Origin of the sequence: Desulfuromonas sp. DDH964 (assembly GCF_001611275.1) — a bacterium.
Lineage (GTDB): Bacteria > Desulfobacterota > Desulfuromonadia > Desulfuromonadales > DDH964 > DDH964.
The window spans coordinates 2,528,568-2,548,151 of the sequence record NZ_CP015080.1 but is presented as its reverse complement, the minus strand read 5'-3'; the positions used below and the strand labels follow the sequence as shown (position 1 = coordinate 2,548,151).

At 63.8% G+C, this 19,584-nt stretch carries 17 protein-coding genes and 1 pseudogene; 12 read left to right on the top strand and 6 right to left on the bottom strand.

Annotated elements, in window-relative coordinates:
* The first annotated feature begins 7 nt into the window (after positions 1–7).
* The 8 genes from DBW_RS11725 to DBW_RS11690 all read left to right on the top strand — a co-directional run bounded on the left by DBW_RS11725 (position 8) and on the right by DBW_RS11690 (position 8,601).
* Positions 8–2,581 carry a circularly permuted type 2 ATP-grasp protein gene (locus tag DBW_RS11725; protein ID WP_197463639.1) on the top strand — a complete coding sequence of 858 codons (2,574 nt, stop codon included), beginning with the start codon at positions 8–10 and terminating at the stop codon, positions 2,579–2,581.
* Positions 2,578–3,471, top strand: a complete 894-nt coding sequence (locus tag DBW_RS11720; protein ID WP_066727698.1) for a transglutaminase family protein — start codon at positions 2,578–2,580, stop codon at positions 3,469–3,471. The genes DBW_RS11725 and DBW_RS11720 overlap by 4 nt, the downstream gene beginning before the upstream one ends.
* 61 nt (positions 3,472–3,532) lie before the next feature.
* A complete protein-coding gene (locus DBW_RS11715) occupies positions 3,533–5,026 on the top strand; it encodes a circularly permuted type 2 ATP-grasp protein (RefSeq protein WP_066727697.1) in 1,494 nt (497 codons plus the stop codon).
* Positions 5,020–6,009, top strand: coding sequence for an alpha-E domain-containing protein (locus DBW_RS11710; RefSeq protein ID WP_066727696.1), 990 nt, complete (start codon positions 5,020–5,022; stop codon positions 6,007–6,009). Before DBW_RS11715 ends, DBW_RS11710 begins: the two co-directional genes overlap by 7 nt.
* Entirely contained in the window at positions 6,006–6,791 is a 786-nt protein-coding gene (locus DBW_RS11705; RefSeq protein WP_066727695.1) for a peptidase, read from the top strand. The genes DBW_RS11710 and DBW_RS11705 overlap by 4 nt, the downstream gene beginning before the upstream one ends.
* A gap of 100 nt (positions 6,792–6,891) precedes the next feature.
* Complete coding sequence (locus tag DBW_RS11700) at positions 6,892–7,179, top strand: prevent-host-death protein (protein WP_066727694.1); 288 nt, start codon at positions 6,892–6,894, stop codon at positions 7,177–7,179.
* Positions 7,176–7,607: a putative toxin-antitoxin system toxin component, PIN family gene (locus DBW_RS18195; protein ID WP_082820324.1), complete on the top strand. Its 432-nt coding sequence runs from the start codon at positions 7,176–7,178 to the stop codon at positions 7,605–7,607. The genes DBW_RS11700 and DBW_RS18195 overlap by 4 nt, the downstream gene beginning before the upstream one ends.
* Positions 7,608–7,641: 34 nt before the next feature.
* The gene (locus DBW_RS11690) at positions 7,642–8,601 is read left to right on the top strand and encodes a transposase (protein ID WP_066727692.1); all 960 of its coding nucleotides are present in this window, start codon (positions 7,642–7,644) and stop codon (positions 8,599–8,601) included.
* A gap of 48 nt (positions 8,602–8,649) precedes the next feature.
* On the opposite strand, the pseudogene cfa reads toward DBW_RS11690, so the two are convergent.
* The 6 genes and pseudogenes from cfa to DBW_RS11660 form a co-directional block, all read right to left on the bottom strand.
* Positions 8,650–9,801 (bottom strand): annotated as a pseudogene (gene cfa, locus DBW_RS18810) (cyclopropane fatty acyl phospholipid synthase).
* A 207-nt stretch (positions 9,802–10,008) separates the two neighbouring features.
* Complete coding sequence (locus tag DBW_RS18970) at positions 10,009–10,674, bottom strand: cytochrome c3 family protein (RefSeq protein WP_231875329.1); 666 nt, start codon at positions 10,672–10,674, stop codon at positions 10,009–10,011.
* Between the two features lie 125 nt (positions 10,675–10,799).
* On the bottom strand, positions 10,800–11,873 hold the full coding sequence (locus DBW_RS11675; RefSeq protein WP_082820209.1) for an IS630 family transposase: 1,074 nt from the start codon (positions 11,871–11,873) through the stop codon (positions 10,800–10,802).
* Between the two features lie 83 nt (positions 11,874–11,956).
* Positions 11,957–12,769, bottom strand: a complete 813-nt coding sequence (locus DBW_RS11670) for a family 1 encapsulin nanocompartment shell protein (RefSeq protein ID WP_066727691.1) — start codon at positions 12,767–12,769, stop codon at positions 11,957–11,959.
* Between the two features lie 66 nt (positions 12,770–12,835).
* Entirely contained in the window at positions 12,836–13,210 is a 375-nt protein-coding gene (locus tag DBW_RS11665) for a ferritin family protein (RefSeq protein WP_066727690.1), read from the bottom strand.
* Positions 13,211–13,349: 139 nt separating this feature from the next.
* Positions 13,350–13,805 (bottom strand): hypothetical protein, encoded by a 456-nt coding sequence (locus tag DBW_RS11660; RefSeq protein WP_082820322.1) that lies wholly within the window; start codon positions 13,803–13,805, stop codon positions 13,350–13,352.
* Between the two features lie 234 nt (positions 13,806–14,039).
* Here DBW_RS11660 and DBW_RS11655 point away from each other — a divergent pair, with 234 nt between their 5' ends.
* The 4 genes from DBW_RS11655 to DBW_RS11640 all read left to right on the top strand — a co-directional run bounded on the left by DBW_RS11655 (position 14,040) and on the right by DBW_RS11640 (position 19,389).
* On the top strand, positions 14,040–15,344 hold the full coding sequence (locus tag DBW_RS11655; RefSeq protein WP_066727689.1) for an acetyl-CoA C-acetyltransferase: 1,305 nt from the start codon (positions 14,040–14,042) through the stop codon (positions 15,342–15,344).
* Positions 15,345–15,434: 90 nt separating this feature from the next.
* The gene (locus tag DBW_RS11650) at positions 15,435–17,534 is read left to right on the top strand and encodes a 3-hydroxyacyl-CoA dehydrogenase NAD-binding domain-containing protein (protein WP_066727688.1); all 2,100 of its coding nucleotides are present in this window, start codon (positions 15,435–15,437) and stop codon (positions 17,532–17,534) included.
* Positions 17,535–17,548: 14 nt separating this feature from the next.
* The gene (locus DBW_RS11645) at positions 17,549–18,007 is read left to right on the top strand and encodes a VOC family protein (RefSeq protein ID WP_066727687.1); all 459 of its coding nucleotides are present in this window, start codon (positions 17,549–17,551) and stop codon (positions 18,005–18,007) included.
* A 35-nt stretch (positions 18,008–18,042) separates the two neighbouring features.
* Positions 18,043–19,389, top strand: coding sequence for an FAD-dependent oxidoreductase (locus DBW_RS11640; RefSeq protein WP_066727686.1), 1,347 nt, complete (start codon positions 18,043–18,045; stop codon positions 19,387–19,389).
* Positions 19,390–19,584 lie beyond the last annotated feature (195 nt).

Here is a 19,584-nt window from a genome sequence, read left to right as displayed (position 1 = left end):
GGTCGGCATGAAGATGCCAGATGAAATGAGCGGCGGCAGCGGCGCCCAGTACTATGCGACCCGTCTCGGCACCTATGACGAGATGCAGGCGACCGCCGGCGCAGTATTGCCGCACTGGGGGCAGTTGCTGAAATCGCTGGCGGCCTTCGGCGGCCAGGGGCTGGCGCGCCGGCGCCAGGAGGCGGAACGCCTGCTGCGGGAGAACGGGGTCACCTACAACGTCTACAACGACCCGGAAGGAAACCTGCGCCCCTGGCAGCTCGACCCGATTCCCCTCCTCCTCGGCAGCGAAGAGTGGCTGCGGCTGGAGCGGGGCCTGCAGCAGCGCGCCGAACTGCTAGACCGGGTCCTTGCCGACCTCTATGGCGAGCAGGCGCTGATCCGCGACGGGCTGCTGCCGCTGGAGCTGGTCCACTGTCACGCCGGGTTCCAGCGCTCCTGCGTCGGCGTGCCGGTGATGGGGGGGCGGCACCTGGTCCTCTACGCGGCCAACCTCGCCCGCGGCCCCGAAGGGCGGATGTGGGTCCTCGACGATCGCAGCCAGGCCCCCTCCGGCGCCGGTTACGCCCTGGAAAACCGCACCGTGATGACCCGCATCCTGCCGGGCCTCTTTCGGGACGCCCAGATTCAGCGCCTCGCCCAGTTCTTCCGTTCGCTGCGCCTCGCCCTGGCCCGGCTGGCGCCCCACAACCGCGATGACCCCCGGGTGGTGGTGCTGACCCCCGGTCCCTTCAACGAGACCTACTTCGAGCAGGCCTATCTCGCCGCCTACCTCGGCTATCCCCTCGCCCAGGGGGATGACCTGACGGTGCGCGACGGCCGGGTCTGGCTCAAGTCCCTGGAGGGGCTGCAGCAGGTCGACGTCATCCTGCGACGCCTCGACGATTCCTTCTGCGATCCCCTGGAGCTGCGTTCCGACTCCCTGCTCGGGGTTCCGGGCCTGGTCGAGGCGGTGCGCCGCGGCCACGTCGCCATCGCCAACCCGATCGGCAGCAGTCTGCTGGAGAACCCCGGATTCCTCCCCTTCCTCCCCGGCATCGCGCGCCACCTGCTCGGCGCCGAGTTGGAGCTCCCGGCAGTCGCCACCTGGTGGTGCGGCCAGCCACGGGAACGGGAGTTCGTCCTCGCCAACCTCGGCGAGCTGGTGATCAAGACCATCCACCGCACCCCCGGCAAGTCGTCGGTCTTTGGTGGCAGTCTCGACCAGGCCGGTCTGGCGCTCTGGCGGGAGCGGATCCGGGCCAAGCCGCACATGTATGTCGGCCAGGAGCGGATCAGCTTCTCCACAGTCCCGTCGCTGGTGGGGGAGGGGGTCGAACCGCGACACGCCATCCTGCGCACCTTCCTCGTCGCCCGCGAGCAGGACTACCTCGCCATGCCCGGCGGGCTGACCCGGATCGCGCCGGCGAAGGAGAGCTTCTCGGTCTCCGGCCAATCGGGGGGGGTGAGCAAGGACACCTGGGTGCTGGTCGACGAGGTCGAAATGCTCTCCACCACGGCGCCCGCGCCGGAATCCCCTGGCACGGTGCAGCCGATGCTCGGGCCATTGCCGAGCCGCTCCGCCGACAACCTCTTCTGGGTCGGCCGCTATACCGAGCGGGCGGAGAGCAGTGCCCGGCTGGTGCGCACCATTCTCAACAAGCTCGACGAGCAGCAGGAGATCGACGATCCCGGCGACGCGATCTGTCTCGAACACCTGCTGCGGGCCGTCACCCACCTGACCAGCAGCTACCCAGGCTTTGTCGGCGCCGGGAGCGCTTCGCGGCTTTCGCAGCCGCTGCCGGAATTGCGCTCCCTGCTGCTGAACGAACAGCGCCCCGGCTCGCTGCCGGGGACCCTGGTCGCCTTCAGCCGGGCCGCCTTTACCGTCCGCGATCTCTGGTCCAACGATGCCTGGCGCGTGGTGGACGAAATCCAGCAGCAGTGGCGGCAGGTGCAGTCCTGGCCCCCGGGCGAAGCCCCCGAGTCGCTGCAGGACTCCCTCGACCAGTTGATTCTCAAGCTGGTCGCCTTTTCCGGCCTGACCACCGAGAGCATGGCCCACGACTCCGGCTGGCTGTTGCTCGATATCGGCCGGCGGCTGGAGCGGGCCAAGCTGACCACCGCCCTGCTGCGGGCGACCCTGGTCTCCTGCCATCACCCGGCGGTGGTCGGCCAGGTTCTCGAGGCGGTTCTCGCCACCACCGAAAGCCTGGTGACCTTCCGCCGCCGTTACCGTTCCCACCTGCAGCTGCCGGCGGTCCTCGAACTGCTGCTCCTCGACGAGAAGCATCCCCGGGCACTTGCCTACCAGCTGCGCAAGCTGCAGAGTCATATCGCCTTCCTGCCGAAATCGAAGGCCTGGCCGACGATGCAGGAAGATGAGCGGCTGGTGCTGGAGGCCTTCACCCGGGTGCGCCTGGCCAATGTCACCCGGCTGGCGACGGCGGCCGAAAGTGATATCTTTGCCGACCTCGATGATCTGCTCGACGGGGTCACCTCCCTGCTCGCCAAGCTCTCCGATGCTCTGACCCGGGCCTATTTCAGCCATGCCCAGGGGCCGCGGCTGCTGGCGGCCGATCCGCTGGAGGTGGAGTTATGAATTACCGCGTGGTGCATCGCACCGAATACAACTACAGCGAGCCGGCCTCCCTCTGCTACAACGAGGCGCGCCTGCAGCCACGCCATTCGCCGCGCCAGCGTTGCCTGCGCAGCGTCCTCGCGGTCGACCCGGCGCCGGTCGACTACCGCGAGCGGGTCGATTTTTTCGGCAACCGGGTCGCCTATTTCGCGATTCAGCAGCCGTACGAAAAGCTGGTCGTCACCGCCACCAGCGAGGTCGCCCTGAGCGAGGAGCAGGAAGCCTTCGTCTTCGGCAGCGACGTCCCCTGGGAGCAGGTCCGCGACCAGCTGCGCAGCGACCGTGCGCCGGAGCTGCTCGCTGCCCTCGCCTACGCCCAGGACTCGCCGATCATTGTCACCGACGGCGAGATGGCCGATTATGCCGGCGACTCCTTCCAGGCAGGCCGGCCCCTGGTCGAGGCGGTGGAGGATTTGATGGGGCGGATACACCGCGACTTCAGGTATTCGCCCGGCGTCACCACGGTGGCGACCCCCCTCTCCGAGGTCATCGCCCATCGGCGCGGCGTCTGCCAGGATTTTGCCCATTTTGCCATCGGCTGCCTGCGCGCCCAGGGGCTCGCCGCCCGCTACGTCAGCGGCTATCTCGAAACCCTGCCGCCGCCGGGGCAGGAGAAGCTGGTCGGCGCCGACGCCTCCCATGCCTGGTTTGCCGTCTTTCTCCCCGGCAGCGGCTGGGTCGATTTCGACCCGACCAACAACCTGCGCCCGACGCAGCGTCACATCACCATCGGCTGGGGGCGGGACTTTGCCGACGTCACCCCCCTCAAGGGGGTCGCCTTCGGCGGCGGCAAGCAGAAGCTGAAGGTGTCGGTCGATGTGCAGCCGCTGGGAGGGGAATTTGAATTTTGAATTTTGAATTTTGAGTCCGGCCTGCCGGTGAAGACCTTGTTGTGAGAAAGGATGGTCCTGCATGAATTTTGACAATTACCAGACCGATGGATTCTACGACGAGATGTTCGACGCCGATGGGACGCCCCGTCCCGGCGCCAATCTGGTGGTGGAGCGGATCAATTCTCTGCCGGCGGAGGAATTGACCCGCCGCCAGCGCGCTGCCGAGCGGGCGCTGCTCCACCTCGGCATCACCTTCAGCGTCTACGGCGACGACTCGGGGACCGAGCGGATCTTCCCCTTCGATATCGTACCGCGCATCGTCCAGGCGGGCGAGTGGGCGGTGATGGAGGCCGGGCTCAAGCAGCGGGTCCACGCCCTCAACCTCTTCATAAACGATGTCTACAACGACCAGAAGATTCTCAAGGACCAGGTTGTCCCGGCCGACCTCGTCTTTTCCGCCGACGGTTTTCGCAAGCCCTGCCTCGGCCTCAAGCCGCCGCAGGGGATCTGGTGCCACATCACCGGCACCGACCTGGTGCGCCACGCCGACGGCCAGTATTACGTCCTCGAGGACAACCTGCGCTGCCCGTCCGGGGTCTCCTACGTGCTTGAAAACCGGCTGGTGATGAAGCGCACCTTCCCGATGGTCTTTGACGCCTGCAGCGTCCTGCCGGTTACCGACTACCCGAGCCGGCTCCTCGACCTGCTGCAGTACCTGGCACCGAAGAAGGTGCGCGACCCGCTGGTCGCGGTCTGGACCCCCGGCGTCTACAACTCGGCCTATTTCGAACACAGTTTTCTCGCCCAGCAGATGGGGGTGCAGCTGGTCGAAGGGCGTGACCTGGTAGTGCAGCGCGGCAAGGTGATGATGCGCACCACCAAGGGGCTGGAGCGGGTCGATGTCATCTACCGGCGTATCGACGACGACTTTATCGATCCCGCGACCTTCCGCCCCGACTCGATGCTCGGCGTTCCCGGCCTGATGGCCGCCTACCAGGCCGGCAACGTGGCGCTGGCCAACGCCCCCGGCACCGGCGTCGCCGACGACAAGGCGGTCTACGCCTACGTCCCCGACATCATCAAGTACTACCTCGACGAGGAGCCGATCCTTCACAACGTGCCGACCTATGCCTGCTGGCGCCCCGACGACCTCAGCTACGTCCTCGAGCACCTCGGCGAGCTGGTGGTCAAGGCGGTCAACGAGTCAGGAGGCTACGGCATGCTGGTCGGTCCCCACTCGACCAAAGAGCAGCAGGCCGAGTTCGCCGAGCGCATCAAGGCCAAACCGCGCAACTACATCGCCCAGCCGACCCTGGCCCTCTCGCGGGTGCCGGTGATGGTCGACGATCACTTCGAAGGGCGTCACGTCGATCTGCGCCCCTACATCCTCTACGGCGAGGAGACCTACGTCCTCCCCGGCGGTCTGACCCGGGTGGCGCTGAAGAAGGGGTCGCTGGTGGTCAACTCCTCCCAGGGGGGCGGCAGCAAGGATACCTGGGTCATCGACAGCAGCTGCCCGCTGACCATGCCGGCGAATCCGCCGCTCAAAGAAGGAGGGGGCGAGCCATGCTGAGCCGCGTCGCCGAATCGATCTACTGGATGAACCGCTACATCGAGCGCGCCGAGAACGTCGCCCGCTTCATCGATGCCAGCTATCACATGATCCTCGACCTGCCGCGCGGGGCGAGCGAGCAGTGGGAGCCGCTGGTCGCCACCACCGGCGACGACGAGCTCTTTGCCGAACATTACCAGGGGATGACCCGGGACAACGTCCTCCAGTTTCTGACTTTTGACCGCAACAACCCCAACTCGATCCTCTCCTGTCTGCGCGCGGCGCGCGAGAACGCCCGCTCGGTGCGCGAGCACATCAGCTCGGAGATGTGGCAGCAGGTCAACACCTTCTACCTGATGGTCAACGAGGCGGCGCCGCGGGGGCTGAGCATGGACCTGCCGCACCAGTTCTTTGTCGACATCATGATGGCGAGCCACCTCTTCGTCGGCATCACCGAAAGCACCATGACCCACGGCGAAGGGTGGCACTTCGGCCGCCTCGGGCGGATGCTGGAGCGCGCCGACAAGACCTCGCGCATTCTCGACGTCAAGTATTACATCCTGCTGCCGTCGGTCGATTACGTCGGTACCCCCTTCGACAATATCCTCTGGGCGGCGCTGCTCCGCTCGGCGAGCGCTTTTGAGATGTACCGCAAGCGCCACGGCCGCATCGACCGCGAGAAGATCGTCGATTATCTGGTGCTCGACACCAAGTTTCCGCGGGCGATCCACTATTGCCTGACCACCGCCGAAATCTCCCTGCGCAACATCACCGGGCGCCCGCGCGGCTCTTTTTCCAACCTCGCCGACAAGACCCTCGGCAAGCTCCTCGCCGATCTCGACTACATCACCATCGAGGAGATATTGAACGGCGGCCTGCACGAATTTCTTGACAGCACCCAGACGCGCATCAACAATGTCGGCGAAGCCATCTCCGAAACCTTTTTCGCCCTGCACCCCCTCGGCGAAACCGGCCGATCCTCCAAACAGGAGCAACTGCAATGACCTTTTGCCTCGGCATGCGCACCAGCGCCGGGCTGGTCGGTATCGCCGACACCCGTATCACCTCCGGCTACGAGGCGATCACCGCCAAGAAAGTCACCATTTTCCACGCCGAGAAGTCGGCGATGTTCCTGATGACCTCCGGCTTGCGCTCGGTGCGCGACAAGGCACTGACCTACTTCGAAGAGTTCATCGAGGCCCAGGAGGTCCCCTTCGATCGCCTCTACAAGGCGGTCAATGCCTTCGCCGAGATGATCCGCAAGGTCGCCGAGGAGGATCAGCCGGCGCTCTCCAAAAGCGGCCTGATCTTCGACATCCACTGCCTGATCGGTGGCCAGATGGCGCGGGACGCCGAGCCCAAGCTCTACCTCCTCTATCCGCAGGGGAACTGGGTCGAGGTCGCCAAGGGGACCCCCTACTCGATCGTCGGCGCCAGCGGCTACGGCAAGCCGATCCTCGACCGTACCTTCACCTACGACGACCCCCTCAACTTCGCCCTCAAGGTCGGCATCCTCGCCTTCGACTCGACCCGCATCAGCGCCACCGACGTCGATTTGCCGGTGGACGTCATCATGTACGAGAAGGATTCCTTCCGCATCGTCGAGCACCGCTACGGCCAGGAGGATCTGCGCGAGATTTCCAACTGGTGGATGGAGCGCCTGCGCTCGTCAATCTTCGAGCTCCCCTCCGAGTGGATCGACCGCATTCACGCCAAGCTGGCAGCGCCGAACCAGGCGGCGTTGTGTCCGGTGGAGCGGAAAGAGAAGGCGTTCGAGGAGGAGTGACCAGCCCGATATTGACGGCAACCGGTCAAAATTCTAAAACCCACAACTTGACATTGAGGGACGTTTGTGTACTCTGTGGTGTACACGAATGGAGGTCGTCATGAAATTTCTAAGTGTTCGCGATTTAAGAGGCCAATCCGCAAAGGTTTGGAAAGAACTCCCTGGAGAGCGGGAAATGGTGATTACGAGCAACGGCCGACCCATTGCCATTCTTGCGGCGATCAACGAATCAAATCTTGAAGAGGCTCTTTCGGCATTCCGCACTGCACGTGCGGTCGAAGCAACTGCCTATCTCCAGCGCCGGTCAGTTGAACTGGGAACAGATCGGATTTCTCTGGAGGAGATCGACAGCGAGATCAAAGCAGTTCGCGGTAAACGCCCGCGATGAAAATCGTCCTTGACACAAATGTTTTGGTCGCCGGCCTACTGTCGCCTTTTGGTCCTTGCGGGGAAGTTGTTCGTATGGTGTCGTCTGGCGAATTGATACTCGCCCTTGATGCCAGAATCCTGACGGAATATCAGGATGTCCTTGCTCGACCCAAATTCAGATTTGATCAGGACAAGGTTGCAGCCATGCTTGATCTCATAGAACATTACGGCAGCATCGTCGCGGCTTCCCCCCTCAAGCAACCGTTGCCAGACCCCGATGACGAGCCATTTTTGGAAGTCGCCATCGCCGCTTGTGTAGCGTGTCTTATCACTGGCAACCACGTACATTTTCCGTCTGAGTCCTGCCAGGAGGTGACCGTTCTCTCTCCGGCTGATTTTCTGGCGTTCTACAGGCAGCACAGACCCTCCGGGGACGTTGTTCAATAGTTGACTAGCCTGTTTCGGATGCTAGTCTTTCAGCATGCCAAGAGCCGCTCGCCTCGATATTCCCGACTTGCTTCAACACGTCATCTTCCGCGGTGTCGACCGTTGTGATCTCTTTCGCGACGACAACGACCGCCGGCGATTTCTTCATAATCTTTCACGTCTTCTCATTCAGACCGGCACCGAATGTTTCGCCTGGGCGTTGATGACCAATCACGTCCATCTCTTGCTTCGTCCCCGCCAGACCTGCCTCGCACCCTTCATGCGTCGGTTGCTCACCGGCTATGCCATCTATTTCAACCTCCGGCACAAGCGTTCCGGACACCTCTTTCAGAATCGTTACAAGTCGATTGTCTGCGATGAGGACACCTACCTTCTGGAACTGGTTCGTTATATCCATCTCAATCCGTTACGGGCCGGGCTGGTGACGGACTTGACGGCGCTGGACGACTGCCCTTGGTCCGGCCATGCGGTTATCATGGGGCAGGGCGTTCTGCCAGGTCAGTCTGTGGATGATCTCCTTCGCCTCTTTGCCAGGCGTGAAGGCGAAGGACGGCGCCGCTACCGTCAATTTGTCGCCGATGGAGTTGAACAAGGAAAACGGGACGATTTGACCAGCAGCGGTAAGCGGCGCCTGGAGAACCCCGATGATCCGTATGACGACCGGATTCTGGGCGGGGGAGATTTTGTCGAAGACCTCCGCGGGCGCCGGGGGTTGGCTGCGGAGCTGCCGTCCCGTCTCGGCATCGCTGAACTGATCGCCAAGGTCTGTGATCGTTTCACCGTCGATTCCGCTCTGTTGCGGGAGAAGAGCCGCGCGGTGGGGGTCGCCGAGGTTCGCGGTCTCGTTTCGTATTTGGCCACCCGTTATCTTGGTCACAGCGGTGCCGCGGTGGGGAGGCAACTGGGGTTGAGTCGCTCCGGGGTGAGTATGGCTGTCCGACGGGGGGAACTATTGATCAAGAACGATCCGGCGCTGTTGTCGCTAATCGACTGATGAACGTCCCCGGTTTTGCGCTACCCGGAATTGCAGGCCTCGGAATCCTCAACGCTGTGCCCGGTACCCTTGTGGAATCCCCTCCTTGCTCAGCACGATCTGCCAGAGTTGATTGACCCGGGCGCGGAAGGCTCCGGCACAGGAGAGGAGATAGTAGCGCCACATGCGGTGAAAACGTTCGTCGTAGCGGCTGCGCAGCGCCGGCCAGGCCGCTTCGAATTTGCGGTACCAGGCCATCAGGGTCAGATCGTAGTCGGGGCCGAAATTGTGCCAGTCCACCAGCACAAAGACCTTCTCCAGGGCGCGGGCGATCTGTCCGGGCGAGGGGAGAACGCCGTTGGGAAAGATGTAACGCTCGATCCAGGGGTCGGTGGTCGCTGTCGGTCGGTTGCCGCCGATGGTATGGAGCAGGAAAAGTCCATTATCAACCAGGCAGCGGGCAACGACCTGCATGAAGGTTGCATAGTTGCGCGGGCCGACGTGCTCGAACATGCCGACGGAAACGACCCGATCGAAAGGTTCGTTGAGCGCGCGGTAGTCCTGCAGGCGGATTTCCACCGGCAGATCGTGGCAGAGTTCCCGGGCCAGCCTGGCCTGCTGTTCGGAGATGGTCACCCCCACCACGCTGACGCCGTAACGTTCGGCGGCAAAGCGCGCCATCGCCCCCCAGCCGCAGCCGATATCGAGCAGACGCTGCCCGGACCGCAGATGCAACTTGCGGCAGATCAGGTCGAGTTTCTGCTCCTGGGCGATTTCGAGGTCGGCGGTCTCCTTTCAGTAGCCGCAGCTGTAGTTCATGCGCGAATCGAGCATGGCCCGGTAAAGATCGTTGCCGATGTCGTAATGGCGCTTGCCGACCTGGCGGGCGCGGGCAACCGATTGGCGATTGCAAAGCCGCGCCTTGCAGGACGCCCAGAGCATGCCGAGGGTCCGCACCTTTGCATCCAGCCCCGCCTGCAGGACCCGATGGAAGAATCGGTCGAGGGCCTGGCAGTCCCACCAGCCGTCCATGTAAGCCTCGCCCAGGCCGAGGCTCCCTTCGGCCAAAATCCGTCGGAAGAGGCGGGTATCGTTTACCTCGATATCCCAGGGCCGGTTACCGTTCACCCGGACTCCGGCCAGGTCGAACAAGGCCTCGACCCGGTCCCGAAACGATTCCTCGGCCGTTTTCGCCCACTGCGGTCTTGCCAGGGGCTCCATCGGTCCAGGTTCCATCGATGCTCCTCCTATCGACAAGTCTGCCGCCGCTCCAAATAAACGACCCCGCAGCACGCTACGGGGTCGTTTATTCTTCAACCCAAGTCTTGCTCCTGAAAAGCTCGGTCGATACGGCCAGACCGGCAAGATTCAGGATCGCAGCCGGTTTACCCCGTTATTCGTTTGAACTTCTTTACCATCGTAGCATTCTCAGCCCTTTTTGTGACAGCCGGTACAGGCGGTCGGGGCATTGCCGCCCATGACCTGGTGGCACCCCTTGCAGAGCGTATGGGCGGAGGTCTTGTCGATGGCGATCTTCTGGGGTGGGTCGTTAGTGTGGCACTTGCTGCAGTCGAGTCGGGCGGCATGGGTGGCATGGGTGAAGGCGACCTTCCCCATCGACGCCGGGTAGGTGATGACTTCGGGCGCCTTCGGCGCCGGTGCTGGCGGCGGGGTCAGCGAATCGGCGACCACGGTCGCGGCGGCAGCGACTTCCTGCTTCGCCTTGGTGACAGTTTCCTCGACTACGGCTTTGCTCTCCGTTGCGACCTTGTCGGCCTCCTTGGCCACGACCTTGGCTCCCTGGACCGCCTCCTGCTCAACCTTGTTAAGGCTGGTTTCAACCTGCTGCGTCATCTTCTCTCCCGCCGTCGCGGGGGCCGGTTGCGTCTCCTGAGCCGCTGGCTGGGCCGGCTGCTGGACGGTGGCAGGCGTCGGTTGCGTCTCCTGCGCCGATGGTTTGACCGGTTCCTTGACGGGGGCAGGCTCCTGGGAGCAGGCCCCGGCGAGGAAGGTGATCATCACTGCCATGAGCAAGGTCGGGATGAGTCGCATCTTCTTCTCCTGGTTGGGGTTGGGAATCGATAACTCTTGCAAGGGTATCACCTCCACGCCCCAGCGCCAGTGGCGCTGCCCCTCGATCACTGAGGCAATACCAGCAGGGTCCAGCCTGGCCAGGCTGGACCCTGCTGGTATGCGTACTTGGGATGGCCACCTAGTGTCTAGTTGCAAAAGTTAGCGATAGTGTTTCTCAGTTGCGACCCCTTGACCTCTCGCTTACGCCATACAAAAGGCTTGGCGTTGGGCTGATAGGCTTCTATAAAGGCCTCGATGGCCGCACGCAACTGGTCAATGCTTTGAAAACTGGCGTTCTTCAGTGCCTTACGTGAAAGAATGCCGAACCATATCTCGACTTGATTGAGCCAACTTGCAGAAGTCGGTGTAAAGTGAAACATGACGTTTGGGTGCTGCGCAAGCCATTCGTCGTTGCGTTTATGAATGCAATAATTGTCCAGGATCACGTGAATTTCTCGCTGGTCGCTGTCCGGAAGTTCTGAGAGGACCTGATCCATGAAGGCTAGGAAATCAACCCTTCTCTTGAACTCGGTTGTCTGCGTATGCACGGCGCCTGTCGCTACGTTGAGCGCCGCAAAAAGGTTCAGGGTTCCATGCCGTTTGTAGGTGCTCTTTAGGCCCTGGACGACTTTGCCGCTACTGGTACAGACATACCCCTTGGCGCGCTCAAGCGCCTGGATGCTCGGTTTCTCATCGACTGAGATCACCAAGGCTTTTTCGGGGGGCGCCAGGTAGAGCCCGATAATGTCAGCCGCCTTTGGTGCGAACTCTGGATCAGTGCTTACGCACCAACTTCGTTGTCGGGCAAGGCTGATATTGTGCTTGCGCAGCACTCGCCAAATGGCATCATCCGAAGCGCCAAACTGCTTGGCAAGCGCCGGGCCGTCCCAACATGCCTGGCCGGGCGGTGGCGGAAGTTCCAACGCTTTCAGAACTCGCGTTTGAAACGCCTGGTCATATTTCGGCGGTTTGCCAGAGCGCGGGCGATCATATAGCCCGGCAATACCCGCAGCGGAGAAACGGTTCCGCCATTCAATAACCGTGTTCGGGCGCACGTTAAGATCCATGGCGACCTTGCTGACGGATTCTCCGTCAAGGAGTTTGCAGATAATCCGGGCACGTTCAACAAGGCGCGCCTCCATGCTTCGACTGCTTGCCCATTCCCTGAGTGTCTGGCGGTCCTTTTCGCTGCACAGGGGTATTGGAGATTTTCTCGGCATAAGCGACTCCTTTCACGATGGTGGGGGTGAAAGAAGTCTATATTATAACGCTTAGTTTTGCAATTAAACACTAGCCGCTGCTTCTACTTCTTTGCTTTCTTCAGCGCAAAACCGACCAGCGCCTCCGGCGCGATCACCCGGAAGGTGAAGGATTCGGTCATGAAGAGGTGGATCTCCTCGGCGGTGTGGTGGTGGTAGCCGATGGCGAAATCCTGGCCGATGGTCAGCTCGAGGTCGCCACCGCGGGTGGCGGCAAGGAGCGCGTCCTTGACGGTGGCGGAGTAGATCACCTGGCCGCCGAGCTGCTGTTCGAGCAGGCTGCGCAGGGTGCCGCCGGGGGTGCTGCGGGCGAGAAATTTCCAGATCTCGGGGCTGACCACGAGGTGGGCGGGGCCTTCGACGCCGTCGCGCAGCAGCTGCGCCTGCCCTTCGGAGACGGCATCGACGAAGGCGTCCATGTGCAGCTCCAGCGAAACCGGGCGGGATGGGATCTCGGCATGCAGCCCCTTGATGCCGGCCTCCTTGAAGCCATGGAAGATTGCCTTCTCTTCAAATCCGGCGATCTCGCGGGCGGCGGCGACCAGAGCGTCGAGCTGGGTGTCCTTGGCCCCGCGGTCGATATTGTCGAGCTCCCACTGCCTGAGGACAAAGTTGACCCGGGTTTCGATCAGCGGCAAGACCTGGTGGATGCCGTAGCGTACGCTGCCGTCTTGCTGGCCGGAGGGGAGGGCGAGGCGGCCGAGGTTGACGCAGGCGTGGGCGATGCCCTGGGGGCCATCGAGGTCGACGAATTTGCGCGCCGAGAGGGTGGCGACCAGAGCCTCGCGGGCCATGGCGTCGATCTCGGACCAGGCATTGGGGGTAACAGGGGCGAGTTCGCGTCTGAGCAGGTCCATGAGCATCTCCTTGGCAACGGGTGGAACGGCAGCGGCCGGGGTGGCGTCAGCCGGCGGCGTCCGTCGCTATTTTTTGAGGCTGCCGACACCGATGCCGCCGCCGCCCTGCTTGGCGGCCGGGGCGGGTGCAGCGTCGGCGGGAGCGGCGCCGAGGAATTCCTCCTCCACTTCCTGCGCCCCCTGCTGATAAAAAGTCTCCTCCTCCGGGTCGAGCTCCCTAAGCAGGCGCAGGAACTCACCGGCATGGACCCGCTCTTCGTTGGCGATGTCGATCAGCACCTGCTGGGCGAGGGTGTTGTCGGTCGACTCGGCGAGCTGCATGTAGAGCTGGATCGCCTCGTACTCGGCGGAGACCATGAAACGAATGGCTCGCACCAGCTCAGGCTGGGTCAGCAGGCGGTCGTGCTTGAGGCCGCTGAAGGGGTGTCCAAAGTCGGGCATGGCTAAACCTCCTAAAAAGATGATGGATGCAAGGGGTGGCGCCGCAACGCGGCAAATCAGTTCAAATTCAAACGTAATTCCCGGCCATGTCAAACCTTCCGGCGCAGCTCGCCGCCCATTGAATTGCCGCGAACGTGGATCAGAACTCCCCGGCCGCCTTCTCGAGGGATTTCCCGAGTTGATCATAGCTTTTGGCAAATCCCCGCTTGATCTCATCCCAGGCATTGCTCGAACTGTGTTTCCGTCCGCCGTACCATTCGGCGATATCCCGGCGCTCCTGCTGCAGCTCCTTCATCGCCGCGCGGGCCTGTTGCCGGGCCTCGGCGCTCATGCTTTGCCAGTTCTGGTCAATTCGCTTCTGCAACTGCTCGATACGGGCGTCGGTTTTTTCCAGGGCCTGCCTGGCGGCGGCCACCGCCGCGTCGCGCTGCTCGGCGCTGTAGCTGCCGATGGTCTGCAGGGCGTCGCCGATCTCCTGGCGGACATCGTTGGCGGTGGTCTTGGCGGTGCTGTTTGCTGCCGCGAACAGGGGCGTGGCGGCCAGCACCAGGGTAAGCAGGGTAACAGGTATCATCAGGTTCCATTCGGTTTTCATGGTTCAGTCTCCCCTTGGTAAAGAAGTTTTCGATCCTGCTTCAAATAATACCATGCCGGTCCGATCGACCGGCGAAGGGCAGACATCGTCTCTCCCCCGCGGGTGGCGCAGGCCGGTTCATGGCGTTATGATGAAAGTGGTTGGATTGGTCGTCCCCATCCTTGGTACCGACTTTCAACCTGGCGAGCCGAATGGTTCTGCCGAGTCTGAATCGCAGGCCGGAAAGGAATCTTCATGAGTCCGAAATCGACCGCAACGACAGCGCGGACCGTCTATCTCATCGACGGAGCCCGCACCCCCTTTCTCAAGGCGCGGGGCAAGCCAGGCCCGTTTTCGCCCGTCGACCTGGCGGTGCAATGCGGCCGGCCGTTGCTGCTGCGCCAGGAGATTCCCCGCGCAGCCTACGACCAGGTGATCCTCGGCTGCGTCAACGTCCTCGCCGATGAAATGAACCCGGCCCGGATAGCCGCGCTGCGGCTCGGCATGGGCGAGGCGATGCGCGCCTATACCGTGCAGATCAACTGCGGTTCGGGGATGCAGTCGATCGATTGCGCCTTTCGCGCCATTCGCGACGGCTCCCGGGAACTGGTCCTCGCCGGGGGGACCGAAGCCCTGAGCCGGTCGCCCCTGCAGCTGCGCCCCGAAGCGGTGCAGTGGCTTGCTGAGCAGCGCCAGGCCGATACCCTCTGGGAACGCACCCGCCATCTGACCGAACTGCGTCCCGACCTCTTCAAGCCGCTCCTCTCCCTGCGCCAGGGGCTGACCGATCCGATCGTCGGCATGAGCATGGGGGAGACCGCCGAACTGGTCGCCCATCTCTTCGCCGTCACCCGCCAGGAAGCCGATCAGTACGCCGTCATCAGCCACAAGCGCCTGGCCCGGGCGCAGCAGCAGGGGGGGCTCGACGTTGAGGTTGAAGCGGCGATCAGCGCCGATGGTGAGCTCTTCACGGCGGATGACGGGGTGCGGCCCGACAGCTCGATGGAGGCCCTGGGCCGGCTGGAACCGGTCTTCGAGCCCTTTGGCCAGGTGACGGCCGGGAACAGCTCCCAGGTGACCGACGGCGCCTCCTGGGTCATCCTCGCCTCGGAAGCCGCGGTGGAGAAGTACCGGCTGACGCCGAAAGTGGTGATCCGCGACAGCGCCTGGTCCGCCCTCGATCCCGGGATCATGGGCCTGGCGCCGGTGCTCGCCATCGCCGAACTTCTGCGCAGGGCGGAGCTGGATGTCCCCGAGGTTGGGTTGTGGGAACTCAACGAAGCGTTCGCCGCCCAGGTTCTTGGCTGCCTCAAGGCGATGGACGATCCCCACTTCTGCCGCGAAGCCCTGGGCCGCGACCAGCCCCTGGGCGCCATCGACCGGGCGATCCTCAATGTGGACGGCGGTGCCATCAGTCTCGGGCACCCGGTGGGCGCCAGCGGCAATCGCATTCTGCTTCACCTCGCCAACGCCATGGTTGACCAGGGGGTGCAACGTGGCATCGCCACCGAATGCATCGGCGGCGGCCAGGCCGGGGGGATGCTGCTGGAACGAGTCTGAGGCGAGCATAACGGCCGACGGTTGGCATAACCCCCTGGACAAAGCTTTTTTCCGCGAATCCGCGGCCTGATTTTCCCGAGGAGTTTTGATATGACCGGTCCCATTCTCAAGCTGCTGCAGCAACGCTTCATGGAGCTCGGCCCGCTGGCGGAACAAAGCGGCGGTGCAGGCTCCTGGCGCCACTGGCGTCTCGCCCGGGACGACAGGAAGATCGCCTGGCTCCTTTTCGACCGGCAGGATGCCAGCGTCAACGTCCTCTCCGAGTCGGTGCTGCTGGAGTTGGCGGAGATCCTGGCGCAATTGGCGGAAAATCCCCCCCATGGGCTGGTTTTGCGTTCGGCCAAGGCCTCCGGTTTTTGCGCCGGCGCTGATCTCAACGAGTTCACCGACCTGGATGAAGCGGAGGCGATCCTCGCCAAACTCCAGGCGGCGCACGCGGTCGCCGACCGCCTCGAAGCTCTTCCCTTTCCGACCGTCGCCATCCTCCATGGCAGCTGCCTGGGGGGCGGCGTCGAACTGGCACTCTGCTGCCAGCTGCGCCTGGCGTTGCCCGACCTGAAGCTAGGCCTGCCCGAAGTGCGCCTTGGCCTTCACCCCGGACTTGGGGGGACCGCCCGTTTGACCCACCTGATCGACCCCATCGAGGCGATGACCCTGATGCTCACCGGCAGGACGCTCGATGCCCGCCAGGCGAAGAAGGCCGGGGTGGTCGACCGGGTCATCGAGGAACGCCAGCTGCAGCAGGCACTTCGCGCCGCTTTTGCCGGGCGAATCGAGCAGCGGGGGGTGGGATTGAAAGGGAAGCTTTTGACCACCAGCGCGGCCCGCCGCCTCGCGGCCCGGCAGATGCGGGCCCAGAGCGCCAAAAAGGCCCGCCCCGAGCATTACCCCGCCCCCGGAGCCCTCATCGACCTCTGGGAGGAAGCAGGGGGCGACCCCGTGGCAATGCGCCAGGCCGAGATGAAATCCTTTTCCCAGCTGCTGACCAGCGCCACCGCCCGCGGCCTGCTGCGGGTCTTCTTCCTGCGGGAGAAGCTGAAGAAGAGCGCAGGCGCCGGGGGCCGGACTATCGGCCAGGTGCACGTGATTGGCGCCGGTGCCATGGGGGGGGATATCGCCGGCTGGTGCGCCATCCAGGGGCTGCGGGCGACCCTTTACGATCGGGACCCCGCGGCCGTCGCCGCTGCCGTCCGCCGTACCGCCGAGGTCTGCCGCGCCCGGCACCTCGGCGCGGCCGAAACCCGGGAGGTCCTTGACCGGCTGATCCCTGACCTGCGCAACCAGGGGATCGCCCGGGCCGACCTCGTCATCGAGGCGGTGCCGGAGAAGATCGAGATCAAACGCGAGGTCTACCGGGAGGTGGAACCGTTGCTGAAACCGGGGGCGCTTCTGGCCACCAACACTTCCAGCATTCCCCTCGAAGAGCTGCGCGCCGACCTCGCGGACCCGGGGCGCTTCGTCGGCCTGCACTTCTTCAATCCGGTGGCGCGGATGCAACTGGTCGAGGTGGTGGCCCCGGAAGCAGTGGCGCCGGCGACGCTGGAAGTCGCCCGCTCCTTTGTCAATCAGATCGGTCGCCTGCCGGTGACCGTCGCCAGTGCTCCGGGCTTCCTGGTCAACCGGGTGCTGATGCCTTACCTGATGGAGGCAATCGTCCTCCTCGATGAAGGCGTTGCTGCGGAGATCATCGACCGGGCCGCCGAGGATTTCGGCATGCCGCTGGGGCCGGTGGAGCTGGCCGACCAGGTCGGGCTCGACATCTGCCTCGATGTCGCCGAGATGCTGGAAAAACGCCTCGACCGGCCGTTGGCGGCTATCCCGGACTGGTTCCGGGAGAAGGTGGAGCAGGGGAAGCTGGGCCGCAAGTCGGGGGAGGGCTTCTACCTCTGGAAAGAGGGGCGGCCACAGAAGAAAACGATCGACAGCACCGACAATGACGACCTGGCCGACCGGCTGCTGCTGCCGATGCTCAACGCCTGCATGACCTGCCTGCGCGAGGGGGTGGTCGCCGACGCCGAACTCCTCGACGGCGCCTTGGTCTTCGGCACCGGTTTCGCCCCCTTCCGCGGCGGTCCCCTGCATTACGCCCGGCAGCGGGGTTTCGCCGAGATCGCCGGGGTTTTGGAAGCGCTGGCCGCCCGCCACGGTGAACGCTTTACTCCCGATCCGGGCTGGGTGCAGGAGTCCTGAATAAAGGAGACGTCATGACCAAAAATCGTCAAACCAAAGCCCGAGTTGTCGGCATCAATCACGTCGCCCTGGAAGTTGGCGATGTCGATGCCGCGCTGGAATTCTACGGCAGCCTTTTCGAGCTGAAATTGCGCGGTCGCCACGACGGCATGGCCTTCATCGATATCGGTGACCAGTTCATCAATCTCTCGCCGCGCCGCAGCCAGGAGCCCGACTCGGCCTGGCACTTCGGCCTGGTGGTCGATGACCGCGAGACGTTGCGCCGGGCGCTGGCCGAGACGGCGGCAACCATTCTGCCGAGCCGGGGGCTCGATTTCCTCGACCCCTGGGGGAACCACGTGCAGGTGGTGGAGTATCGGGACATCCAGTTCACCAAGGCGGACCAGGTATTGCGAGGAATGGGGCTGACAGGGCTGGAAAAGTCGGCCAAGGCACGCGCCGAGCTGGCGGAAAAAGGGATGGCCGACGGTTAGGCTGCTGGCGAAACGCGAGGGGCGGGAGGAAAATCATGGCAGGGAACCGGGTCGTGGTCATCGGCGGCGATGCCGCCGGCATGAGTGCCGCAGCAAAAATTCGCCGCGAAGAGCCGCGGCGGGAGATCCTGGTTCTGGAACGGACTGACCATACCTCCTATTCGGCCTGCGGCATTCCCTATTGGCTCGGTGGTCTGGTCGAGAATGCCGAAAGCCTGGTGGTGCGCTCCCCGGAAGTATTCCGGCGTGATTATGATATCGAGGTGAAGACCGGTCACGAGGTGCGCGCCATTGATCCGGTGGCGCAGCGGCTCCTGGTTCGCACTGCCGAGGGCCGCGAATGCCGGGAAGCCTACGACCAGTTGCTGATCGCCACCGGAGCTCACCCCTTCTGCCCCGACCTGCCGGGGAGTGACGCCCGCGGTATCTTCGGCCTCTCCACCCTGGCGAGCGGGGAGAGACTGGCAACCTTTATCGAGAAGGAACGGCCGCGCCGGGCGGTGGTGATCGGCGGCGGCTACATCGGCCTGGAGATGGCGGAAGCGCTGGTGCGCCGCAAGCTCGAAGTCGCCCTCGTCGATCGCAATCCCGAGGTGATGAACACCCTCGACCCGGAGATGGGAGCGCTGGTCTCCGCTGCATTGCAGGAGGTCGGGGTGGCCCTTTATCGCGGCGAGGAACTGCTCGAATTCCAGGTCTCCGCCTCCCGGGTGACGGGGGTGGTCACCAATGCGCGACAGCTGCCGGCCGATATCGTCATCCTCGGCATGGGGGTGCGCCCCAACGCCGGACTGGCCGCCGCAGCCGGGCTGGAGCTCGGGGTGAACGGGGCGATCAATGTCGATGGCCGCATGCAGACGGGTGATCCCAATATCTGGGCGGCCGGCGACTGTGTCGCCAGCGTCCATCGCCTGACCGGAAAGCCGATCTACATCGCGCTGGGGACTGTGGCCAACAAACAGGGTCTGGTCGCCGGCATCAACCTTGCGGGCGGCCAGGCCTGGTTCCCCGGCGTGATGGGGACGGCCGTGAGCAAGATCTGCCAGGTGGAGGTGGCGCGCACCGGGCTGCAGGAAAGGGAACTGCAGGAGCTGAGCATCGATTTTATCAGCGCCCGTATCGAGGCGCGGACCCGAGCCCACTACTACCCGGGCGCCGGGCCGATCACCGTCAAGCTCCTCGCCGAAGCCGGTTCCGGCCGTCTCCTCGGTGCCCAGATCGTCGGTCACGAGGGGGCCGCCAAGCGCATCGATATCGTCGCCACCGCCCTCACCGCCGGCATGACCGCGGCCGACCTGGTCGATCTCGACCTGAGCTACGCGCCCCCCTATTCGCCGGTCTGGGACCCGGTGCAGACCGCCGCCCGCCAGCTGGCAGGGTAGCGGAACGAATCCGGATAGGGCCCCTCCGGCGGAATCTTGGCCCGCAGATAAAGAATGGTTGCCAATTTCCCGGCTTCCCCTTAAGCTCGTGACTCAAGGGGGCAACCGTTCGAATTTGATCCGAACCCGCCCTTGCAACCGCAGGGAGTTTTGTCACACTTAAGGCGGACGGCGCGGGCCGGACGTATTTCTATC

Coding starts and splice junctions, on each gene's coding strand:
- DBW_RS11705 (WP_066727695.1), top strand. CDS start 6,006: ATGACCTTTTGCCTCGGCATGCGCACCAGCGCCGGGCTGGTCGGTATC.
- DBW_RS11655 (WP_066727689.1), top strand. CDS start 14,040: ATGAGTCCGAAATCGACCGCAACGACAGCGCGGACCGTCTATCTCATC.
- DBW_RS11700 (WP_066727694.1), top strand. CDS start 6,892: ATGAAATTTCTAAGTGTTCGCGATTTAAGAGGCCAATCCGCAAAGGTT.
- DBW_RS11720 (WP_066727698.1), top strand. CDS start 2,578: ATGAATTACCGCGTGGTGCATCGCACCGAATACAACTACAGCGAGCCG.
- DBW_RS11640 (WP_066727686.1), top strand. CDS start 18,043: ATGGCAGGGAACCGGGTCGTGGTCATCGGCGGCGATGCCGCCGGCATG.
- DBW_RS11665 (WP_066727690.1), bottom strand. CDS start 13,210: ATGCCCGACTTTGGACACCCCTTCAGCGGCCTCAAGCACGACCGCCTG.
- DBW_RS11715 (WP_066727697.1), top strand. CDS start 3,533: ATGAATTTTGACAATTACCAGACCGATGGATTCTACGACGAGATGTTC.
- DBW_RS11660 (WP_082820322.1), bottom strand. CDS start 13,805: ATGAAAACCGAATGGAACCTGATGATACCTGTTACCCTGCTTACCCTG.
- DBW_RS11650 (WP_066727688.1), top strand. CDS start 15,435: ATGACCGGTCCCATTCTCAAGCTGCTGCAGCAACGCTTCATGGAGCTC.
- DBW_RS11675 (WP_082820209.1), bottom strand. CDS start 11,873: ATGCCGAGAAAATCTCCAATACCCCTGTGCAGCGAAAAGGACCGCCAG.
- DBW_RS11725 (WP_197463639.1), top strand. CDS start 8: ATGAAGATGCCAGATGAAATGAGCGGCGGCAGCGGCGCCCAGTACTAT.
- DBW_RS18195 (WP_082820324.1), top strand. CDS start 7,176: ATGAAAATCGTCCTTGACACAAATGTTTTGGTCGCCGGCCTACTGTCG.
- DBW_RS11645 (WP_066727687.1), top strand. CDS start 17,549: ATGACCAAAAATCGTCAAACCAAAGCCCGAGTTGTCGGCATCAATCAC.
- DBW_RS11670 (WP_066727691.1), bottom strand. CDS start 12,769: ATGGACCTGCTCAGACGCGAACTCGCCCCTGTTACCCCCAATGCCTGG.
- DBW_RS11710 (WP_066727696.1), top strand. CDS start 5,020: ATGCTGAGCCGCGTCGCCGAATCGATCTACTGGATGAACCGCTACATC.
- DBW_RS11690 (WP_066727692.1), top strand. CDS start 7,642: ATGCCAAGAGCCGCTCGCCTCGATATTCCCGACTTGCTTCAACACGTC.